Origin of the sequence: Lichenifustis flavocetrariae, assembly GCF_026130545.1 — a bacterium.
Classification (GTDB): Bacteria; Pseudomonadota; Alphaproteobacteria; order Rhizobiales; family Beijerinckiaceae; genus Lichenihabitans; species Lichenihabitans flavocetrariae.
Genome location: NZ_JAMOIM010000003.1, coordinates 184,339 through 203,691 on the forward strand (window position 1 = coordinate 184,339; position 19,353 = coordinate 203,691).

At 64.4% G+C, this 19,353-nt stretch carries 16 protein-coding genes; 9 read left to right on the forward strand and 7 right to left on the reverse strand.

All coding sequences use genetic code 11. The features are described 5' to 3' along the window. Window positions 1–16 precede the first annotated feature (16 nt). The 4 genes from hpnE to hpnA form a co-directional block, all read right to left on the reverse strand. Window positions 17–1,267 carry a hydroxysqualene dehydroxylase HpnE gene (gene hpnE, locus M8523_RS06300; RefSeq protein ID WP_282583993.1) on the reverse strand — a complete coding sequence of 417 codons (1,251 nt, stop codon included), beginning with the start codon at window positions 1,265–1,267 and terminating at the stop codon, window positions 17–19. Further along, the gene (gene hpnD / locus M8523_RS06305; protein WP_282583994.1) at window positions 1,267–2,118 is read right to left on the reverse strand and encodes a presqualene diphosphate synthase HpnD; all 852 of its coding nucleotides are present in this window, start codon (window positions 2,116–2,118) and stop codon (window positions 1,267–1,269) included. The genes hpnE and hpnD overlap by 1 nt, the downstream gene beginning before the upstream one ends. Continuing rightward, window positions 2,115–2,996, reverse strand: coding sequence for a squalene synthase HpnC (gene hpnC / locus M8523_RS06310; protein ID WP_282583995.1), 882 nt, complete (start codon window positions 2,994–2,996; stop codon window positions 2,115–2,117). The genes hpnD and hpnC overlap by 4 nt, the downstream gene beginning before the upstream one ends. Window positions 2,997–3,080: 84 nt before the next feature. Continuing rightward, the gene (gene hpnA / locus M8523_RS06315; protein WP_282583996.1) at window positions 3,081–4,097 is read right to left on the reverse strand and encodes a hopanoid-associated sugar epimerase; all 1,017 of its coding nucleotides are present in this window, start codon (window positions 4,095–4,097) and stop codon (window positions 3,081–3,083) included. Window positions 4,098–4,372: 275 nt separating this feature from the next. Here hpnA and M8523_RS06320 point away from each other — a divergent pair, with 275 nt between their 5' ends. After that, window positions 4,373–5,305 carry a MerR family transcriptional regulator gene (locus M8523_RS06320; protein WP_282583997.1) on the forward strand — a complete coding sequence of 311 codons (933 nt, stop codon included), beginning with the start codon at window positions 4,373–4,375 and terminating at the stop codon, window positions 5,303–5,305. A 93-nt stretch (window positions 5,306–5,398) separates the two neighbouring features. Here the strand turns inward: M8523_RS06320 and M8523_RS06325 are convergent, their stop codons facing one another. Both M8523_RS06325 and M8523_RS06330 read right to left on the reverse strand, forming a co-directional pair. Further along, a complete protein-coding gene (locus tag M8523_RS06325) occupies window positions 5,399–5,800 on the reverse strand; it encodes a GNAT family N-acetyltransferase (RefSeq protein ID WP_282583998.1) in 402 nt (133 codons plus the stop codon). Between the two features lie 211 nt (window positions 5,801–6,011). Continuing rightward, window positions 6,012–7,052 carry a glutamine synthetase beta-grasp domain-containing protein gene (locus M8523_RS06330; RefSeq protein ID WP_282583999.1) on the reverse strand — a complete coding sequence of 347 codons (1,041 nt, stop codon included), beginning with the start codon at window positions 7,050–7,052 and terminating at the stop codon, window positions 6,012–6,014. Between the two features lie 279 nt (window positions 7,053–7,331). Between M8523_RS06330 and M8523_RS06335 the strand changes: the two genes are divergently transcribed. Continuing rightward, complete coding sequence (locus M8523_RS06335) at window positions 7,332–7,523, forward strand: DUF2735 domain-containing protein (protein WP_282584000.1); 192 nt, start codon at window positions 7,332–7,334, stop codon at window positions 7,521–7,523. A gap of 49 nt (window positions 7,524–7,572) precedes the next feature. Here M8523_RS06335 and M8523_RS06340 read toward each other — a convergent pair whose 3' ends face one another. Beyond that, window positions 7,573–8,511 carry a glutaminase gene (locus M8523_RS06340; protein WP_282584001.1) on the reverse strand — a complete coding sequence of 313 codons (939 nt, stop codon included), beginning with the start codon at window positions 8,509–8,511 and terminating at the stop codon, window positions 7,573–7,575. 124 nt (window positions 8,512–8,635) lie between these two features. Here M8523_RS06340 and M8523_RS06345 point away from each other — a divergent pair, with 124 nt between their 5' ends. From M8523_RS06345 to M8523_RS06375, 7 genes are all read left to right on the forward strand, one after another. After that, window positions 8,636–10,501 carry an ABC transporter ATP-binding protein gene (locus tag M8523_RS06345; protein ID WP_282584002.1) on the forward strand — a complete coding sequence of 622 codons (1,866 nt, stop codon included), beginning with the start codon at window positions 8,636–8,638 and terminating at the stop codon, window positions 10,499–10,501. Between the two features lie 207 nt (window positions 10,502–10,708). Continuing rightward, on the forward strand, window positions 10,709–10,999 hold the full coding sequence (locus tag M8523_RS06350) for an STAS domain-containing protein (protein ID WP_282584003.1): 291 nt from the start codon (window positions 10,709–10,711) through the stop codon (window positions 10,997–10,999). Between the two features lie 643 nt (window positions 11,000–11,642). Beyond that, window positions 11,643–12,008: a response regulator gene (locus M8523_RS06355; protein WP_282584004.1), complete on the forward strand. Its 366-nt coding sequence runs from the start codon at window positions 11,643–11,645 to the stop codon at window positions 12,006–12,008. Further along, window positions 12,005–14,047: a chemotaxis protein CheA gene (locus M8523_RS06360; RefSeq protein WP_282584005.1), complete on the forward strand. Its 2,043-nt coding sequence runs from the start codon at window positions 12,005–12,007 to the stop codon at window positions 14,045–14,047. Before M8523_RS06355 ends, M8523_RS06360 begins: the two co-directional genes overlap by 4 nt. Next, window positions 14,044–14,496 carry a chemotaxis protein CheW gene (locus tag M8523_RS06365; protein WP_282584006.1) on the forward strand — a complete coding sequence of 151 codons (453 nt, stop codon included), beginning with the start codon at window positions 14,044–14,046 and terminating at the stop codon, window positions 14,494–14,496. Before M8523_RS06360 ends, M8523_RS06365 begins: the two co-directional genes overlap by 4 nt. A 62-nt stretch (window positions 14,497–14,558) precedes the next feature. Continuing rightward, the gene (locus M8523_RS06370; RefSeq protein ID WP_282584007.1) at window positions 14,559–16,742 is read left to right on the forward strand and encodes a HAMP domain-containing methyl-accepting chemotaxis protein; all 2,184 of its coding nucleotides are present in this window, start codon (window positions 14,559–14,561) and stop codon (window positions 16,740–16,742) included. A 93-nt stretch (window positions 16,743–16,835) separates the two neighbouring features. Beyond that, on the forward strand, window positions 16,836–19,259 hold the full coding sequence (locus M8523_RS06375; RefSeq protein WP_282584008.1) for a HAMP domain-containing methyl-accepting chemotaxis protein: 2,424 nt from the start codon (window positions 16,836–16,838) through the stop codon (window positions 19,257–19,259). Window positions 19,260–19,353 lie beyond the last annotated feature (94 nt).

Here is a 19,353-nt window from a genome sequence, read left to right on the forward strand (position 1 = left end):
CCCCGCCTCATCATGGTCACGCCGCCAGAAGGGCCCGGACGGCGGCCTTGCCGGAGCGCAGCGACCCCTCGATTGTCGACGGCAGGCCGTTCTGCACCCAATCGCCGGCCAAAACGACATTTGCAAGAGCAGTGCCGGGCGCGGGGCGCTTGGCATCCTCCTCGGGCAACGCCGCGAAAGTGGCGCGCTTCTCGGTGATGATCTTATGGCGAGGCACAGGGTCAGCCGGCAGGCCGGTCGCGGCCGCGACTTCGCGCCAGATCTCCACCGCAAGTTCATCCTTGTCGCGGCCGAGGAAGCGATCGGCATCGCTGATCGTCACCGAGAGGCGGCCGGGAAAGCGAAAGATCCATTCACTGGCGCTGTTGATGGTCCCGAGCATCGCCGGAAACCCGGGCGGGGCCTCGGCGAGGAAATGCGCGTTGACGATCGACCGGAAGGCGGTCGGCACCGAGAGATCGGGCAGCAGGATCTTGGCCACCGGCGCCGTCACGGCCAGGATCACGCGATCATCGGGGCCGAGCGCGACCGTATCCCCGCCGAAGTCGAGGCCCACGGCTCGACCGTTCTCAATCGCAATCCCACGCAGGCGACGGTCGAAGCCGACCGTGACACCGCGGCGCCCGAGCAGGGCCAGGGCCGGATCCACGAAGGCCTCGGCCAGGCCATCGTGCGCGATCAGTGGCCGACAGGCCGCGCCGCCCTTGGCCAGAGTCTCGCGGATGACGTTGGCGGCGAGTCCCGACGCCGAGGCCGCCGGCTCGGTGTTCAGGGCCGCGACCAGGAAGGGGCGCCACAGCTTGTCGTAGAGCGCACCGCGACACGGCATGGCGGCAGCGATCGGCGTGGCGGACTTCGCACGCAACAATTTGGCGAGGGCCAGATAATCGAACCAGGTCGTGCCGGGCACCCGCCGGCCTGTGGCGAAGATCCACCACGGGATCGGACCCGCGTTGGGCCGCACCTGCCAGCGCTCGCCTGTGGCGAGATCCATGAAGTCGAACACGGCCTCGGCCGGACCCGACATCTTGTCTTCCGCGCCGACCAGCCGGAGATGGTCGCGCACGGCCGTGTTGCCCGACAGAACCAGGTGGTTGCCGTTGTCGATCGCGATGCCGAGTTCGCGGTCGAAATAGGAGCGGCAGCGCCCACCGGCATGGCGCGCCGCTTCATGGACCACGATGTTGAATCGCTGGGGATCGAGTGCCAGCGCGGCCGAGAGGCCGGCGAGACCGGCTCCCACCACATGAACCGTCCCGTCGGGCATCAGAAGATGCCGTGGCGCAGCAAGGCGAGCATCAGGCGACTTTTCGGGACCTTCACCTTTTCGCGCGGCGCCGCAAATCCCTGTTCTTCGAGCTTGCCCAGGATCATGCGATAGACCGCGGCCATCAGGCGCGGCGCGCGGGTGGTGCGCCGGCGTTCCTTCGCCATCAGGGCCTCGGCACGATCGAAATGGCCGCGGGCCCGACCGAGGATGGTGGCGCAGACGTGCGGCAGCGCCGGATGAGCCAGCACGTCCTTCGGCTCCGTCGTGACGATGCCGGCCTGCTCCAGCAATTCGCGCGGCAGGTAGAGGCGCCCCATGTCGGCGTCCTCGTCGAGGTCACGCAGGATGTTGGTCAGTTGCAGGGCCCGGCCGAGATGATGGGCGAGATCTTCACCCACGTCGCCCGAGATGCCGAAGATCTTGACCGAGAGACGGCCGACGGCACTCGCGACGCGATCGCAGTAAAGGTCGAGCGTCGCCTCATCGGGCGCCCGAATGTCCTCGCGCCCGTCCATCTCCATGCCGTCGATGATGGCCAGGAAATCCACGCGGGCCAGCTTAAAGCGCCGCACGGGGTCGAGCAGCCCGACGGTCGCGGCCGTGGTGCGGCCGGCATAGACAGCCTCGATCGCGTCGCGCCAGCGCTTCAGGCCGGCCAGGCGTTCGGGCCGCGTGCCGCCCTCGTCCGCCACGTCATCGACGGCGCGACAGAAGGCGTAGATCTCGTACATGGCGTCGCGCTGCGCCTTCGGCAGCACCCGCATGCCGGCATAGAAGGACGAACCGGAGGCCTGGCGGGCCGCGGTGGGGAACTGCGGACCACTCTCATGATGGGGGGCGGTGCTCACGAATGTCTCGTCGCTGTCGTGGGCCGATGGGCCGGTCGGACGAGGCGGCCCGCAGCCGCGCCGAGCGCGCTGATGACTGCGATGCCCGCAAAGGCCGCTTTGCTGTGATGAACCTTCTGGCTCAAGGGATCGTGGGTTTCGAGGGTGGTCGTGAGGCGCCGCGCAAGGCCGATGATGATGGCCGTCTCGAGACTCAGGCGGAAGTCCCTGACCTGGGAGGGCAGGACGGCGCCGTCGTCGAGCAACAGCATGGTCCGCTGCGCGAGATCCCGCAGGAGGCCGCGCAAGGCCGGCGAGGCTTCCGGCGCGCCGAGTGCCTCGACCGGAACACCGGCCTTCGCGAGGGCGTCGTCGGGGATGTAGACCCGGTCGAGGTCGCGGAAATCCTTCCCGCAGTCCTGGATGTGGTTGATGATCTGCAGCGCGGCGCAGACTGCATCGGACGCCGGCCACGTCGCCTCGCTTTCCCCATGCACATCGAGCACGTAGCGCCCGACCGGCATGGCCGAGAGCGAGCAATAATGCAGGAGATCGGCCCAATCGGCCGTTCGGGGCTTGGTGCAATCGAGCCGGAAAGCGGCCAGGAGATCGAGCGCGTGCCGGGGCGACAGCTTGCGCTCGGCCAGCACGGTGCGGAGCGGTCGCGCCACCGGCTCCGTGTCGGTCCGGCCCAGGAGGCTCGCCTCCATTTGGTCGAGGATCGCGAGCTTCGCGTCGGGTGTCAGCGTGGCGTGGTCCGCGACATCGTCGGCGGCGCGGACGAAATCGTAGAAGGCCATCACGGCCGGCCGGTGTCGGGCCGCGATGAGATGCGACGCGACGGGGAAGTTTTCGTCCGTGGCGCCCTTGCCGGACGCGACATCAGCCGAAGTCGTCATGGAGGCGGATGGTCCCGGTTGTCCCGCGATCCGATCGGATGCGTTTCGCTCCAATAAGATGAAACAGCGGCAAATGCCACAGGATCATGCGGCGCGACGGTGACCGTCGAGCATGCCGGCGGCGCGAAACCACGCCAGCGCATCGGCCAGCGCCTCCCGGTACGGGCGCGCCCGATAGCCCAACTCCCGCTCGGCCTTGGCGGACGAGAAATACATCCGATATCTGGCCATCTTGAGCCCATCCACCGTGGCGAAAGGCTCCTTGCCGGTGAAGCGCGCCACGAATTCAGCCGCATAGGCCAGGGGAAACAGCGGGCCACGCGGCAACTTGACGGTGGGGGGCTTCCGCCCGACGAGTTCCGCGATGACCCGCAGCATGGTGCCGAGATCGACGTCCTCGCCGCCCAAAATATAGCGTTCGCCGATCCGGCCCTTGTCCCAGGCGAGCAGGTGCCCCTCGGCCACGTCGTCGACATGGACGAGATTGAGGCCGGTGTCGATGAAGGCCGGCATCTTGCCGGTCGCGGCCTCGACGATGATGCGACCGGTCGGCGTCGGCTTCACGTCGCGTGGCCCGATCGGCGTCGAGGGCTGCACGATGACGGCCGGGAGCTTCTCGTCCGCGATCATGCGCTCGACCAGCCGCTCGGCCAGGGTTTTGGACCTTTTATAGGCGCCGATCGCCTTGGCAGGGTCCTGCGGCGCCGTCTCGTCGACCGGCCGGCCATCCTGCCGCAGCGCGAGGGTGGCGACGCTGCTCGTATAGACGATGCGCGCGACCCCGGCCGCCTGCGCGGCCTGCATGATCGTGCGGGTGCCCTCAACATTGGCGCGCACGATCTCCTCCGGGTCGGGCGCCCAGAGCCGGTAGTCGGCCGCGACATGGAACAGGTGCTCCACCCCCGCCATGGCGCGGGTCATCGAGGCCGCGTCCCGCAGGTCGCCTTCCACGACCTCGACGTCGAGCCCGGCCACATTCGTGCGCGGGCTCGAAGGCCGCACCAGGACACGGACGCGATGGCCGCGGGCCAGCAGGGCGCGCGCCACGGCCGAGCCGACGAACCCGCTCGCGCCGGTCACCAGGATGGGGGCATTGGTCATGGCACGGCTCGCGGGACGCTTCGGGGTGAGGCCAAGCGGTGGCTACCCGCAGAGGATCGCGAAGGCAAGGCGGGGGATTATGTGTGAGGCTTTGGCGGGTGGGTGGAACCTGATTTTGGCATCGTCCGGCAACGACCGCTTGGGACCCACCCTTGACACTTGGAAGGAAGCCAAAGTGTTGCGAAGGCAGCCGTCCCTTTGCAGAACCGTCGTTTCCAGTTCCACCTGAAATGCGTGTTGACCCTCCACTTGGTGGAGGCCGTACTTGGGTTGTCATGGGAGCGAAGACTTACACTATTGGCGATCTGGCGCGTCTCACCGGGCAACCGGTCAGGCGTATACGGTTCTACTCCGACAAAGGCCTGCTGCCGCCTGCCCGGCGATCCGCGTCCAACTACCGGTTCTACACCGATGAGGACGTGGCCAAGGTTGAACTCATCCATGCATTGCGCGAGGCTGGGGTCAGCCTGGACATGATCGAACGACTTCTGGCGCGCCATCTGACCTTGTCTGATTTGCTGCAAACCCGCCTCGACATCCTTGAAGCGGAAATTGCAGCCAAGAATCGAATGGCCGCCGTCCTTCGTGCCACGCTTCGCGTTCCAAACCCTGCCGATGGTGATCTGAGGAGGATTTGGACCATGAGCAACCTGAGCAACCAGCAGATGAGGGCCCGCGTCGAACGGTTCGTTGACCGCATAGCCGCGGGTACGACCCTCAGTAGAGAGTGGCGGCGGCAAGTCTTAAACATGAGCATGCCAGAGCTGCCCGAAGTCCCAACGGCGGAACAGCTATCCGCCTGGGCCGAGCTTTCGGCCTTGTTATCCGACCCCTCGTTCGAGCGCGAGGTACAAGAGGGTACGAAGGAATTCTGGACCAATGCGCTCGACCCTGCCGCGTACGAGGTCGCCTCGACCAAGGCGTACGAGGTTGCAACCAGGGGCGTAGCTGATGGGCTCTCACCACAGAGTGCTCGGGCTCAGATCATCGCCCGTGACTGGCTCGAAGGATCGGCCCGTGCTTTAGGCCGAAACCCTGACTGCGCATTCCGCGAGTGGCATTTCACTCAGTACGAGAGGAATGCTGGTCGTCTCGGACGGTATCGTGAACTGGTCACCATCCTGCACGGCGACACACCGCTCGCAGCAGATCGGAAGGTCTGGAGTTGGCTCAACGACGCGATGAGGAGCCTCCAGCTATCCTGTTGAGGCGCTGCAATCGGAGGTCCGCTCGGGCGTCCATAACCAGAAGCAGACCTTCCGCTCTCCCGCTGCTGCCGACTTTAGCCTGAGCATCAAGCCTCAGATCTCCCCCCTACCCGCCCGCGCAATCGGCTTAGACATGGGATAGCCACCGTGGGCACCATGCTTATGCACAACGGGTCCATCGTCGACATAGCCGAGAGCGCGGTAGAAGCGATGTGCGCTCTCGGTGCTGGTGAGGGTGCAGCGCGTGCTGCCGCGTGCGCTGGCCCGTTGTTCGAGGGACTGCATCTTGGCCCGGCTGATGCCGAGGAATCGCGCTTCGGGCGACACATCGTTCAGCGTGATCTCTCCGGCGTCCGTGACAGACCCGGCCGCCAGGATGGTCGATCCCTCGACCCGCCACCAGCACCGAATTGTCCGACTTGCGAATCCATGCGCGGATGTTGTCGGGCGTCTTGTTCGCGAGCCAGCGCGCCAGGATTTCCGGATCGTCGCCATGGTCGACGGCGCGGAGGTCCGAGATCGAACGCCGCAGAACCTCGCAGATGCCCGCGGCCTCGGCCAGGATCGCCTCCCGTATCACCATGACGCGCCCGAAAAAAGCTGCCTGCCAAGGGGCTGAACAATTCGGGCGCCGCTCCATCGAGCGACGCCCCTTCTCATTCAATATCAGTGTTCCGAAGACCTCGACGAAGCTCGTCGTCGATCCTTAAGCCGCCACTGCCTTTTCGGCCGCCAGCGGCACCGACGCGATGGTCTTCAGGATCTGCGACGCGATCTGGTAGGGGTCGCCTTGCGAATTCGGGCGGCGGTCTTCCAGGTAGCCCTTGTAGCCATTGTTCACGAAGCTGTGGGGCACGCGGATCGAGGCGCCGCGGTCGGCCACGCCGTAGCTGAACTGGTGGATCGACGCCGTCTCATGCTTGCCGGTGAGGCGCATGTGGTTATCGGGACCGTAGACCGCGATGTGGTCTTCGCGAGCTTCCTCGAAAGCCTTCATCAGCTTCTCGAAATACTCCTTGCCGCCCACTTCGCGCATGTAGGTGGTCGAGAAGTTCGCATGCATCCCCGAGCCGTTCCAGTCGGTGTCCCCGAGCGGCTTGCAGTGATATTCAACGTCGACACCGTATTTCTCGGTCAGGCGCTGCAGGAGATAGCGGGCCATCCACACTTCGTCAGCAGCCCTCTTGGAGCCCTTGCCGAAGATCTGGAATTCCCACTGGCCCTTGGCCACTTCGGCGTTGATGCCTTCATGGTTGATGCCGGCCGCGAGGCAGATATCGAGATGTTCCTCGACGATCTTGCGGGCGATCGGGCCGACGTTGCTGTAGCCGACCCCGGTATAATAGGGGCCCTGCGGCGCCGGGTAGCCGGCGGTCGGGAAGCCGAGAGGCCGGCCATTCTCGTAGAAGAAATATTCCTGCTCGAAGCCGAACCAGGCCCCCGAATCGTCCAGGATGGTGGCGCGCTTGTTCGACGGATGCGGGGTCTTACCGTCCGGCATCATGACTTCGCACATCACGAGCACGCCGTTCTTGCGCTCGCTGTCCGGATAGAGCGCAACTGGCTTCAGCACGCAATCCGAGCTGCGGCCCTCGGCCTGCATGGTCGAGCTGCCATCGAAGCCCCAGAGAGGAAGCTCTTCAAGCGTGGGAAAGCTGTCGAAATCCTTGAGCTGCGTCTTGCCGCGCAGGTTCGGGGTCGGGGTGTACCCATCGAGCCATATGTACTCGAGCTTATACTTCGTCATCCTTGTCCTCTCAGCAGTTCGTGATGCGATGTCCAGTACACCCGAATCTGTATGTTGCCCCTCGGAGGCTGAGGACGGCAAAGCACGATCTGTGCCACCGTTCCGGCGGTCCGCGGCGGGCACTTCGGCATTTGCCCCTCTTCGCGGCACCCGAAGCTCCCTGCATAAGTTTTAGACAATGATCGATATTTAATGAGGCAAGTAGTGCAAATGCGAGGCATGTATGCGACGCTTCTCGTTCTTCCGTGTCGCTGCGCGGCATGGATGGAGGCATATGACATGACAACCACCGTTCGCCGTGAGTCGGCCAAGATCTACGTTTTCCCGCGCAAGCCCCGGACAGCGCTCAACGAACCTTTCCGCCAGAGCGAGAGCGCCGGCTGCGATTTTCAACGCACCGCCTACGCCGACTTCGGCAGCTGGTACCATGAAGCCGCCGTTCAGGAAGCGGAGCGCTCGCGCAAGTCGTGAGCCGCCGCGGGCGGTCGCGTCGCAGCCAGAGCAGCGCGCCGGCTTTTGATCATCCGAAGATCGACCACCCGGTCGCTTGCGCCAATCGCTCGAGCGCAATTCTGCCGAGATGCGAGTTGCCGGCCTCGTCGAGGCCTGGCGACCAGACGGCGATCGAGGCCTTGCCGGGGGCGACAGCCAGAATGCCCCCGCCGACCCCGCTTTTGCCAGGCAGGCCGACCCGATATGCGAATTCGCCCGAGCCGTCGTAGTGGCCGCAGGTCAGCATCAGGGCGTTGATGCGGCGCGCCCGCTCGGCCGACACGACCGACAAGCCCGTCGACGGATTTCGGCCGCCATGGGCAAGATAGCGCCCCGCCATGGCGAGCTGACGGCAGGTCATGGCAATGGCGCAATGATGGAAATAGACCCCGAGCGTGAAATCGACGGGGTTCTCGATCACGTCGAATGATTTCATGTAATTGGCAAGCGCCGTGTTGCGGAAGCCCGTGCGCTTCTCCGAGGCCGCGACGGCCTGGTCGATGGCGATCGCCGGGTCATCGGCGATGAATTGCATGAAGCGCAAAATCTCCCCGAGCGATTCGCGCGGCTGGTGTCCGGAGACGATCACGTCGGTCACGGCGATCGCGCCGGCATTGATGAACGGGTTGCGCGGCACGCCGCGCTCCCGCTCAAGCTGGACGATCGAATTGAACGGGTTGCCGGACGGCTCGCGGCCAACTCGCCGCCACAGACGATCGCCGATCATGCCCAGGGCGAGCGTCAGGGTGAAGACTTTGGAGATGCTCTGGATCGAGAACGGCACGTCGGCGTCCCCACCCGCCGCCACCTTGCCGTCCACGTCGATGACCGCGAGGCCGAACTGCCGTGGATCGACGCGGGCGAGTTCGGGAATGTAATGCGCGACCTTTCCGCGGTCGGTACGTTGCCGCATCTCGTCGGCGATGACTTTGACGATCCGGTCGAGATCGAGGGCTTTGGGACTCATCGCAAGGTCCGGGTGGCGGCTGGGAAAACGGCTCCCCATGGCATCGCCGGAGGGAATGCGAGTCTTATGCCGCCGGGGAGGACAGCTTCTCATTCCTGCCGCGTTGGCGACTTAGACGGACGGCATGTTCCGGATTCTCGAGTCGATCATCGACCCCACACGCAGCGGGGGAGTCGCGCAGCCGCCCGCGCGGCTCGCGAGCTTTTATTGGCATTACGCCCGTCAGGCCAAGGGGCTACTGGCCGCACTTTTCGCGGCGGGCCTTTGCGTGGCGCTCCTTGATGCGTCGGTGCCCTGGTTCATCGGACGCCTCGTGCGTTTCATCACCTCGGTGCCGCGCGACCTGTTCTTCGCCGAGCATGGCGGGTTTCTCGCCGCGATGGGGATCGTGGTCCTTGTCGCGCGTCCGCTCGCCATCGCGACCCAGAACCTCATCTCGAACGCCGGCATCGTCGCAAGCCTGACCAACCTCGTGCGCTGGCAGAGCCACCGCTACGTGGTGCGGCAGAGCTGGCCGTTTTTCCAGAACGATTTCGCGGGACGCATAGCGGCGCGCGTGATGGAAACCGGCCCGGCGGTGCGCCAGAGCGCCGTGTCCGGCATCACGGCCGTGTGGGGCATCCTGGTCTACGGCGTCAGCGCCCTGCTGCTGCTCGGCTCGGTCGATGTGTGGCTCACCGTGCCGATCGCCTTCTGGTTCTGCGCCTATGCGGTGCTGCTCCGCGCGATCGTGCCGCGCATCCGCGACCGCTCGAAGAAGAATTCGGAAGCGCGCTCGCTGATCGTCGGGCGCATCGTCGACAGCTACACCAATATCCTCACGCTGAAGCTCTTCGCGCGGCTGAAGCACGAGGACGCCTACGTGCGCGAAGCGGTCGACGGACACACGCGGGCCTTTCGCCGGCAATTGCGCATGATGTCGACGCTCACGATCGGCCTGCAGATCCTCAATGCGGTGATGCTCGCCGGCGAGGTGAGTTTCGCGGTGGTGCTCTGGCAACGCGGCTCGATCGACGTGGGCGTCGTCGCCATGGCGATCCCGCTCTCATGGCAGATCGCCTCGGCGGCCGGATGGGTGGCCGTGCAGGTCACCGACATCTTCGAGCAGATGGGCACGATCCAGGAAGGCATGATGACGATCGCCCGGCCGATCGCGCTGACCGACCCCGCCGACGCGAATGAGCTTATGGTGTCCAGCGGTGAGATCCGGTTCGAGCACGTGTCTTTCGGCTATGGGCGCGAAAGCGGGCTGATGAACAACCTCGATTTCGTGATCCGACCCGCCCAGAAAATCGGTCTGGTCGGCCGGTCGGGGGCTGGCAAGACGACGCTCGTCAACCTGTTGTTGCGCTTCCATGACGTGGAAGGCGGCCGCATCACCATCGACAATCAAGATATCGGCCTCGTGACCCAGGAAAGTCTGCGTGGCGCCATCTCGGTTGTCACGCAGGACACGTCGCTCCTGCATCGCTCGATCCGCGAGAACATCGCTTACGGTCGGCCGGAGGCGAGCTTGGCCGAGATCGTCGAAGCCGCCAAGCGCGCCCATGCGCATGAGTTCATTCTCGACCTGGAAGACTGGCAGGGGCGCCGCGGCTACGACGCCCAGGTGGGCGAGCGAGGCGTGAAGCTGTCGGGAGGCCAGCGACAACGGATCGCCATCGCGCGCGTGATCCTGAAGGACGCGCCTATTCTCATTCTCGACGAGGCCACGTCCGCGCTCGACAGCGAAGTCGAGAACGCCATCCAGGATAGTCTCGCGGATCTGATGACCGGCAAGACCGTGATCGCGATCGCGCATCGCCTGTCGACGATCGCCCGCATGGACCGGCTGATCGTGATGGACCAGGGCTGCATCCTGCAATCGGGGACCCACGCGGAACTCCTGGCGCGTGGCGGTCTTTATGCCGACCTCTGGAGTCATCAGTCCGGCGGTTTCATCGATGACGCGGAAAGCCCCATCGAAGCAGCCCGCCGCGCCGTTCACTGACGCGACGAGGTTCCGTTCGCGCGACTATTGTCAGGCTGACGACTCGCTGTTGTCTTCATCGACGTTGAAAGCGACACGCTGACAGGTCTCTGTCGGAAAGTATTTACGGTCGCGGACGAGCATGCCGTACTTCCGACAGATCTGTAAGCCGGTATTAAGGCGGCCAGCTTAGCGTCAGTCTCATTCCACATTTGACCGGACACCGCTGTGCAAACTCCCCAGACGATCAGTCTTCCCGGCGATTGCGTACTCTCTGACATCGCGGCAGTCCGGCAATCCCTGCTCGATGCATTCGCGTTCGGTGGCCCGATCGAATTGGATATGTCGAAACTCGCTCGGATCGACGTCAGTTTCGTCCAGCTTGTCGTGGCGGCATCCCGCACCGCGAGTCAGACGGAGACCCAACTCACCTTTTCGAATGTCCCCGATGCGGTGAAGGCAACGCTGCAGAACGCAGGACTCGATCTCGCGACCCTGATGGTCACCGGCCCGCACTGAGGCCCGCCCACCGTCGAGGATCAGGCATCTGAATGATGCCCCGCCCCAGCAAGGCCGCGCAGCTTTGTACCGCGGAGTCTTGCGATCTTCCTTCTGCATTCGGCAGGTTGGCTCATTGTTCGAAGTGTGAGCGCGTACGCTCAACTTCGTTGGAATCGTTGATGCGAGAGCATTTGGACAACGGCTGCAAATGCCGAGAGGCAACCGGCGACCTCATAAGTCACAACGATCACGGCCAGATTTTAAGTAATCGATAACGAGTTTCGCAGCAACGGCATCACCAACATCAATATATTCCGCAATAATCCCGCTAACCATATCAAAACAACCCCATCCGAATGCGCCTGTCATTAAGCCTGCATCAAGACCAAGCGGACATTTTGGAACCTAAGAATTTCAGAAGGTGACGGACAGTGTCGAGCAACGATATCGACCAAGTTGCGAAGGCCCTCTTCTTCGTGAGTCGCCGGCCGACCTTTGCGGCCGCCGAGGCAGCCTTCGACGATCGCAGATCAAGCCTGCGCGCTGCTTCTACGAGTTCACGCGTGGCACAGCCAACCCACCGGTTCCCATCCCTCCAAGAAGACGGGTCGGCACTCGCTTCGACGTCTGTGCCGTTGTTGCAATTTCGAGGACTCATCTCATGCCCACGATTCTGACTGTCGACGACTCACCCAGTGTGCGGCACGTGGTGAAGACGGTGCTGAGTGGCGCCGGCTACACGGTGATTGAGGCGGGCGACGGAGCGGAAGGCTTGGCGAAGGCCAAATCGACCCCGGTCAATATGATCATCACCGATTTGAACATGCCGGTGATGAACGGACTGGAGCTGATCAAGAACCTCCGCAAGGTGCCCTCCATCGTCGGCATTCCAATCGTGTTTCTGACCACGGAATCGAGCGACGGCACCAAGCAGGAAGCCAAGGCCGCCGGTGCGACCGGGTGGATCACGAAGCCGTTCAAGCCCGAGCAGTTGCTTGCAGTCGTCAGCAAGCTGGTGCGCAAATGATCGATCTCGACGCAGCCGCCATTTACCGGCAGGAAGCCGGCGAGCTGCTCGATAGCCTTGAAGGATCGCTCCTCGATCTCGGGCAAACGCCCGCAGATCGCACGTTGGTGGATCAAGCGTTTCGGGCGTTGCACACGATCAAAGGGTCGGGTGCCATGTTCGGCTTCGACCAGGTCGCGGCTTTCACACACGATTTCGAGACGGCCTTCGATCTTGTCCGACGGGGCACGGTGCCGGTCACCCAGGATCTGGTCTCCCTCGCCCTGGCCGCGAAGGACCACATACGCTCGCTGATCGAGACGCCCGACGAGGCCGATGCGACGGTCGGCCGGACGATCCTGGCGAACCTTCAGATTCTCGTCGCACGACCGGGTTCCATCGCCGAACCGCCGGTAGAGGCTGCGATCGCGCCGGACGCAGGTTCGTCCGAGACCGCTGGCGCCGGCTGGCGGATGACGATCGCCTTCGCGCCGGAGGTCTTGCGCAACGGCACCGACCCTCTCGCACTGCTCGACGAACTGCGTGGTCTCGGGCCTTGCACGGTCGTGGCACTGACCGACAGCGTGCCCGATCTCGGTGCCCTCGAACCGCAAGACCTGCATCTGCAATGGTCCGTCACGCTCCGCGGCGACTGCCCGCGAGAGGCGATCGACGACGTCTTCATGTTCGTGCTGGACGACATGAAGCTCGACCTGACGCCGCTCGGGGTTGAACCGTCCGGTGAAACTGTTGCCGCCGCCGCGCCTGAGCTGGTGATCGCCGAGTCCACTCCCTTACCTGTCGCTTCCACGCCCGCGACCCCGCCGGAACCCCAGAAGGCACGGACGGCCGACAAGGTCGAGCCGCCACGTCGTGCCGACGACAAGGTCTCGACGAGCGTGCGTGTGCAGGCCGAGCGGCTCGACGAATTGATGGACCGGGTCGGCGAATTGGTGATCGCCCAGGCCCGCCTCAGCCAACTGGCCCACACCCGCAACGACGGCGGTATTCAGGCCATCGCGGAGGAGATCGAACGCCTCGCCTCCGGTCTGCGCGACACCACCATGGGCATCCGCATGGTGCCGATCGGCTCGCTCTTCGCCCGGTTCCGTCGCCTCATTCATGACTTGTCGCGCGACCTCGGAAAGCCGGTGGAATTCGTCACATCCGGCGAGGACACCGAACTCGACAAGACCATGATCGAGCGTCTGGCCGACCCCCTCGTGCATCTGATCCGCAACGCCATCGACCACGGGATCGAGAATCCCGAACGCCGCGCCAAGGCCGGCAAGCCGCCGGTCGGCCGCATCGAGCTTCTGGCCCAGCATGTCGGGGCACAGGTGATGGTCACGGTGCGCGACGATGGCGGCGGCCTCGATACGACGCGGATCCGCGCCAAGGCCGAGGAGCAGGGCTTGATCGTGCCGGGCACGACGTTGAGCGACGCCGAGGTCCACCAGTTCCTCTTCCATCCCGGCTTCTCGACGGCCCAGACCGTGTCGGCCCTCTCGGGGCGCGGCGTGGGAATGGATGTGGTCAAACGCACTATCGAGGCCCTCCGCGGCTCGATCGATGTCTCGACCGAGCTGGGCCACGGTTCCGCCATGTCGCTCCGGCTTCCGTTGACGCTCGCCATCATCGAAGGCTTGCTGATCCGGGTCGGTGACAGCCGCTACATCGTTCCGCTGTCGATGATCGAGGAATGCGTGGAGCTGCCCGCCGACCAGGCGCGCGGCCGCAATTTCCTTAATATTCGCGGCGGCTTGGTGCCCTTCCTGCGCCTGCGCGACCTATTCGACGCACCGGGCGAGCCGGATGCCCATCAGAAGATCATCATCACGTCGGTCGGCGACGCGAGGGTCGGCCTCGTCGCCGACCAGATCATCGGCAGCCATCAGACGGTGATCAAGTCGCTGTCCAAGCTGCAATCCGACGCCACGATGTTCTCCGGCGCGACGATCCTGGGCGACGGCTCGGCCGCACTCATCCTCGACGTCGCCCAGTTGGTCGCGATCGGCCAGCTGAAGGCGGAAACGGAAACCATGACGAGGGCGGCATGACGGACGTACAAGCGAACGACGGCTCCATGCAGGTCTTGATGATCGGCCTGGGCGACGAGATCTTCGCCGTCGAGGCGAGCATCGTACGCGAGATCATCGATCCCGTGCCAGTGACCCGTGTCGCGGGCGCCAAGCCCTTCCTGCCCGCGGTGATGAATGTGCGCGGCAACGTGATCCCGCTCGCCGATCTGCGTATCCGCTTCGGCATGCCCTGCACGGCCGACGGCGGCGACACACGCATCGTGGTGATCGAACTCACCATCAACGACGACCCTGTGGTGGTCGGCATCATCGCTGACAAGGTTTACGAGGTCACGGAACTCTCCAAATCCTCAGCTCAGCCCACACCTCGCGTGGGACTGCGCTGGAAGCCTGAGTACATCCGCTTCATTGCCAAGTGGAATGATGAATTCATCATCGTTCCCGACATGGAACGCATCCTGAACTAAGCGAACGGCTCAGTATCTCTACGGATAGATGATCCGGTTACTTTCATTTTAGGACAATTGGCATGCGTCTGACAATCAAAGCCAAATTGGGCATTGGATTTGGAGCGGTCCTTCTCCTCGCTGGGATCGCCGGGGGCCTCGGCTATTCACGGCTCGCCTCGTCGCGCGACGACATGCAGGAAATCGCCCGCATGTCCCGCATGACAAACCTCGCGCAAGGGGTCATGGCGAGCGCGATCGAACGCGGTTCGCTCACCCGGGCCATGGTGCTTCAGACGGACGCCGCCACCATGAAGGCGATCGAAGCACAAGCCATCGCGAAGGTGGCCGAGAGCGAGACGTTGCTCGCCGAACTCGAAAGCTTGAGCCGGCGCGACGACATCAAGAAGGTGATCACCGACCTGAAGTCCGCCCAAGCCGAGATGACGGTTGTGGGCAAGCAGGTGCGGGCGACCACCTTGCTCAATTCGAACGTCTACGCCATGCAGCTCGTCCTCGGTGACGGCCGGCCGGCCATGGGCAACCTCCGCGACGCGGAGGATCTGCTCTACAAGACCGCCACCGAAAGGAATTCGGACGGGCTCCAGGCGGCCATCACGACCATGTTGCGGCAAAGCGAGCGGTTCTGGGGCGAAGTGCAGGGCACCATCGGCGCCCTCGACGTTCCCGCACTCAGGTCACGCGAAGCGGAAACCGCTAAGACACGCGACACCGTCCTGGCGGCTCGCGACAGCGTGATCAAGGGCCTTCGCGATGCGGGGATCCCGACCGAGGCCTTCGCCAAAAGCTTCGACGTTTGGCTTGCCGTTGCCGACAAGGCCTTGGCGACCAACACGGCAGCGGGCCAACTGATTGCCGGCGATCTCGCGACCGGCGATTATACGAAGAAGATCGATGCCGTTACGGCCGCAGCGAGGACGTTGGCGAACACGCTTACCGACCTTCAGACAGCCACGGTCGCCGATGGCACCGAGCGCGCCGGACAGGCGATGACCGTGATGATGATCGCCCTCGCGGCCGCGCTTATCGCCGGCATAGGCATCGCGGTTTTCCTGTCGATGAGCATTTCCAAGGGCATCGGCCGCGCCGTGGCCTTGGCCAATACTGTCGCCAAGGGCGACCTCAGTCAAACCGCCGCGATCACCACACGGGACGAGGTGGGAGACCTGCTCACGGCCTTGAACAGCATGACGGGGAGCCTCAATGCCACGGCCGCAGTCGCCGATGCGATCGCGGCCGGCGACTTGACGCTCGACACCAAGCGGCAATCCGACCAAGACCGCCTCGGTGTCGCCTTTGAGACGATGATCGGCAAGCTCCGCGCCATCGTCGGAGAAACGATGACGGCCGTGCAGAACGTGTCGTCCGGCAGTCAAGAGCTGTCGGCCTCGGCCGAGCAGCTATCGCAGGGCTCGACCGAGCAGGCCTCCTCGACCGAAGAGGCCTCGGCCTCGATGGAAGAGATGGCCGCCAATGTGAAGCAGAATGCCGAGAACGCCAGCCAGACCGAGAAGATCGCCCACCAGTCGGCCAAGAACGCCGAAGCGAGCGGGGTCGCGGTCGGCAAGGCGGTCGAGGCCATGCAGACCATCGCGGCCAAGATCACCATCGTGCAGGAGATCGCCCGCCAGACCGACCTCCTGGCCCTCAACGCCGCCGTCGAGGCGGCCCGGGCCGGCGAACATGGCCGCGGCTTCGCGGTCGTGGCCTCCGAGGTGCGCAAACTCGCCGAACGCAGCCAGGCGGCGGCGGCCGAGATCGGCACCCTGTCGTCCGAGACCGTGAAGGCCGCGCAGGAGGCGGGCTCGATGCTGGCCAAGCTCGTGCCCGACATCAAACGCACGGCGGAACTGGTGGAAGAGATCACCGCCGCCTGCCGCGAGCAGGATGTCGGATCGATGCAGATCAACCAGGCCATCCAGCAGCTCGACAAGGTCACCCAGCAGAACGCCAGCGCATCGGAACAAGTGTCCTCCACCTCCGAGGAACTGGCCTCACAGGCCGAGCAGTTGCAGGCCACCATCGCGTTCTTCCGCATCGATACGACAGCATCACGCCAGACGTCGGTCAGGGCCGACAACCCGGTGGCGCATCTCCGATCCAAAGTCGCGATCGGCGTGAAGACGATCCGGTCTCCCACCCCCAACGCGCCGCGTCGCCCCAGGAAGGTCGCCAACAGCGGCGGCTTCGCGCTCGACATGGATGAGGGACAGGACGAACACGACGTAGAATTCAAACGTGCGTGATCTGAGCACTTCCGCCGTCCTTGTTGTCGGCTCACGTGCTCGCGCCGTGCGGCCAGAGCCGGCCAACACACCGCCCTTCAGGAGCTACAAAAAGTGAGATTGACAATCAAAACGAAGCTCGGCGGTGCGTTTGCTGTCGTTTTGCTTCTTTCGGCAGCCTCGGGCGCGGTCGGTTATCTGTGCATCACGGAGCTCGCCGACAATCAGGCCGTCCTGGCCGGACAAGGGGCCATCCTGGCCAAGATGGGCGATGTCGACGACGCCCTTCAGGCGGCGACGCGTTCGGAAAAGAATATGATTATCGCCAATGACGATGAGACCATCGCCAAGCTCGTCAGCGACCTCCAAGACCAGCGCAAGACGCTCGATCAAGTCCTGAGCGATCTGAACGCCACCGCCTTCGCCGAAGACAGGCCCGCGCTCGCCGCTCTCAAGGGCAAGATCGACCAGTGGGCGCAGCAGGAGGACAAGACGGTCGAACTCGCCCGCCTGAACTCGAGCAACCACGCCTATCAGGTCTGGAAGAACGAAGCAGGTCCGCAGCTTCGGAAGTTCACCTCACTCATGGAGGAGCTTTCCACGGCCCTCGAAGACAACGGCTCCCTCGATGCGCAGCGGGCCGCCCGGGCGTTCGACAAGGCGCGCGTCGGCTGGCTCCGCCTGTCCCGCTCAGCCCTGGAGGTTCTGAGCGCGCCATCGGTCTCCGAACTGCAGTCTTCCGTCGCGGCCATCAATCAGCAGATCGCGCCCGTCCGCGCCGAGATGGAAGGGAGCCTGGCGGCGGCACAACGCGCCGGGGTGTCGTCCTCCGCGGTCGGGGCGCAGCTCGATGTCGTGACGGGCCTTATGTCAAAGATGATCGGTGTCGCGGCCGAGGGCGGTAACCTGAGGGCATCCGACGCGACCATGGGCCCCGGTCGGGACACCACCGCGGCGGCGGTCAAGAGCATCAACGATCTGATTGACACAATAACGGCCCGCATGTCGCAGACCGCCGAACGCGCGCGGGCAAGTGGCCAGACGGCAAAACTGCTTGTTCTCTCGATGCTCGGCGTTTCGCTTCTGATCGGCATCGGGGCGGCGACGTGGATTGCTTTGAGCATCAGTCGCAGCTTGCGGCAAGCCGGTCGGCTCGCCGATGCGGTCGCGTTCGGTGATTTGTCTCAGACCTTGGCGGTGAGCAGCAAAGACGAGATCGGCGACCTCGTGGTCTCTCTCAACACAATGACCAAGAACCTGAACGCGACCGCTCGCGTGGCCGACGCCATCGCGGCCGGCGACCTCGATGTCGAAGCCAAACCGCTGTCCGACAAGGATGCGCTCGGCCTCGCCTTCGAGCGGATGGTCCGGAGCCTACGCGGCACCGCGGCGACCGCCGACAGTATCGCGGCAGGAGATCTTGGCGTCGAAGCTCAGCCGCTGTCGGAGAGGGATCGCCTCGGTCGGGCCTTCCAGAACATGATCGCGAACCTCAACGCCACGGCCCGTGTGGCGGACGAGATTGCGGCCGGCAATCTCACGATCGAGGCCAAGCCGCTCTCCGACAAGGACCGTTTGGGCCTCGCCCTGCAGACGATGCTGGTCAGGCTCCGCACCATCGTGGGCGAGACAGTGTCTGCTGCGCAGAACGTGTCCACAGGCAGCCAGGAATTGTCGGCCTCGGCCGAGCAGCTGTCGCAGGGCTCGACCGAGCAGGCCTCCTCGACCGAAGAGGCGTCCGCTTCGATGGAGGAGATGGCCGCCAATGTGAAGCAGAATGCCGAGAACGCCAGCCAGACCGAGAAGATCGCCCACCAGTCGGCCAAAAACGCCGAGGCGAGCGGGGTTGCGGTCGGCAAGGCGGTCGAGGCCATGCAGACCATCGCGGCCAAGATCACCATCGTGCAGGAGATTGCCCGCCAGACCGACCTCCTGGCCCTCAACGCCGCCGTCGAGGCGGCCCGGGCCGGCGAACATGGCCGCGGCTTCGCGGTCGTGGCCTCCGAAGTCCGCAAGCTCGCCGAACGCAGCCAGGCGGCGGCGGCCGAGATCGGCACCCTGTCGTCCGAGACCGTGAAGGCCGCGCAGGAGGCCGGCTCGATGCTGGCCAAGCTCGTGCCCGACATCAAGCGCACGGCGGAACTGGTGGAAGAAATCACGGCGGCCTGCCGCGAGCAGGATGTCGGCTCGATGCAGATCAACCAGGCCATCCAGCAGCTCGACAAGGTGACCCAGCAGAACGCCAGCGCATCGGAACAAGTGTCCTCCACCTCCGAGGAACTGGCCTCGCAGGCCGAGCAGTTGCAAGCCACCATCGCGTTCTTCCGCATCGACGCGACAGCATCACGCCAGGCCTCGGTCGGAGCCGACAACCCGGTGGCGCATCTCCGATCCAAAGTCGCGATCGGCGTGAAGACGATCCGGTCTCCCACCCCCAACGCGCCGCGTCGCGCCAAAAAGGTCGCCAGCAGCGGCGGCTTCGCGCTCGACATGGATGAGGGACAGGACGAACACGACGCGGAGTTTAGACGAGCCTGAACGGTACGCTTGAAATCCTCGCGATACTTTATCAACACAGATTCACGTTTTTGTCGGTCTAACGGAAATATGAGCGACTAACGAACGTCTATCG

Bases quoted from the DNA above. Each gene is read 5' to 3' on its own strand.
- hpnE (WP_282583993.1), bottom strand. From the start codon at position 1,267: ATGCCCGACGGGACGGTTCATGTGGTGGGAGCCGGTCTCGCCGGCCTC.
- hpnC (WP_282583995.1), bottom strand. From the start codon at position 2,996: ATGACGACTTCGGCTGATGTCGCGTCCGGCAAGGGCGCCACGGACGAA.
- hpnA (WP_282583996.1), bottom strand. From the start codon at position 4,097: ATGACCAATGCCCCCATCCTGGTGACCGGCGCGAGCGGGTTCGTCGGC.
- M8523_RS06320 (WP_282583997.1), top strand. From the start codon at position 4,373: ATGGGAGCGAAGACTTACACTATTGGCGATCTGGCGCGTCTCACCGGG.
- M8523_RS06325 (WP_282583998.1), bottom strand. From the start codon at position 5,800: ATGGCGACGATCCGGAAATCCTGGCGCGCTGGCTCGCGAACAAGACGC.
- M8523_RS06330 (WP_282583999.1), bottom strand. From the start codon at position 7,052: ATGACGAAGTATAAGCTCGAGTACATATGGCTCGATGGGTACACCCCG.
- M8523_RS06335 (WP_282584000.1), top strand. From the start codon at position 7,332: ATGACAACCACCGTTCGCCGTGAGTCGGCCAAGATCTACGTTTTCCCG.
- M8523_RS06340 (WP_282584001.1), bottom strand. From the start codon at position 8,511: ATGAGTCCCAAAGCCCTCGATCTCGACCGGATCGTCAAAGTCATCGCC.
- M8523_RS06345 (WP_282584002.1), top strand. From the start codon at position 8,636: ATGTTCCGGATTCTCGAGTCGATCATCGACCCCACACGCAGCGGGGGA.
- M8523_RS06355 (WP_282584004.1), top strand. From the start codon at position 11,643: ATGCCCACGATTCTGACTGTCGACGACTCACCCAGTGTGCGGCACGTG.
- M8523_RS06360 (WP_282584005.1), top strand. From the start codon at position 12,005: ATGATCGATCTCGACGCAGCCGCCATTTACCGGCAGGAAGCCGGCGAG.
- M8523_RS06365 (WP_282584006.1), top strand. From the start codon at position 14,044: ATGACGGACGTACAAGCGAACGACGGCTCCATGCAGGTCTTGATGATC.
- M8523_RS06370 (WP_282584007.1), top strand. From the start codon at position 14,559: ATGCGTCTGACAATCAAAGCCAAATTGGGCATTGGATTTGGAGCGGTC.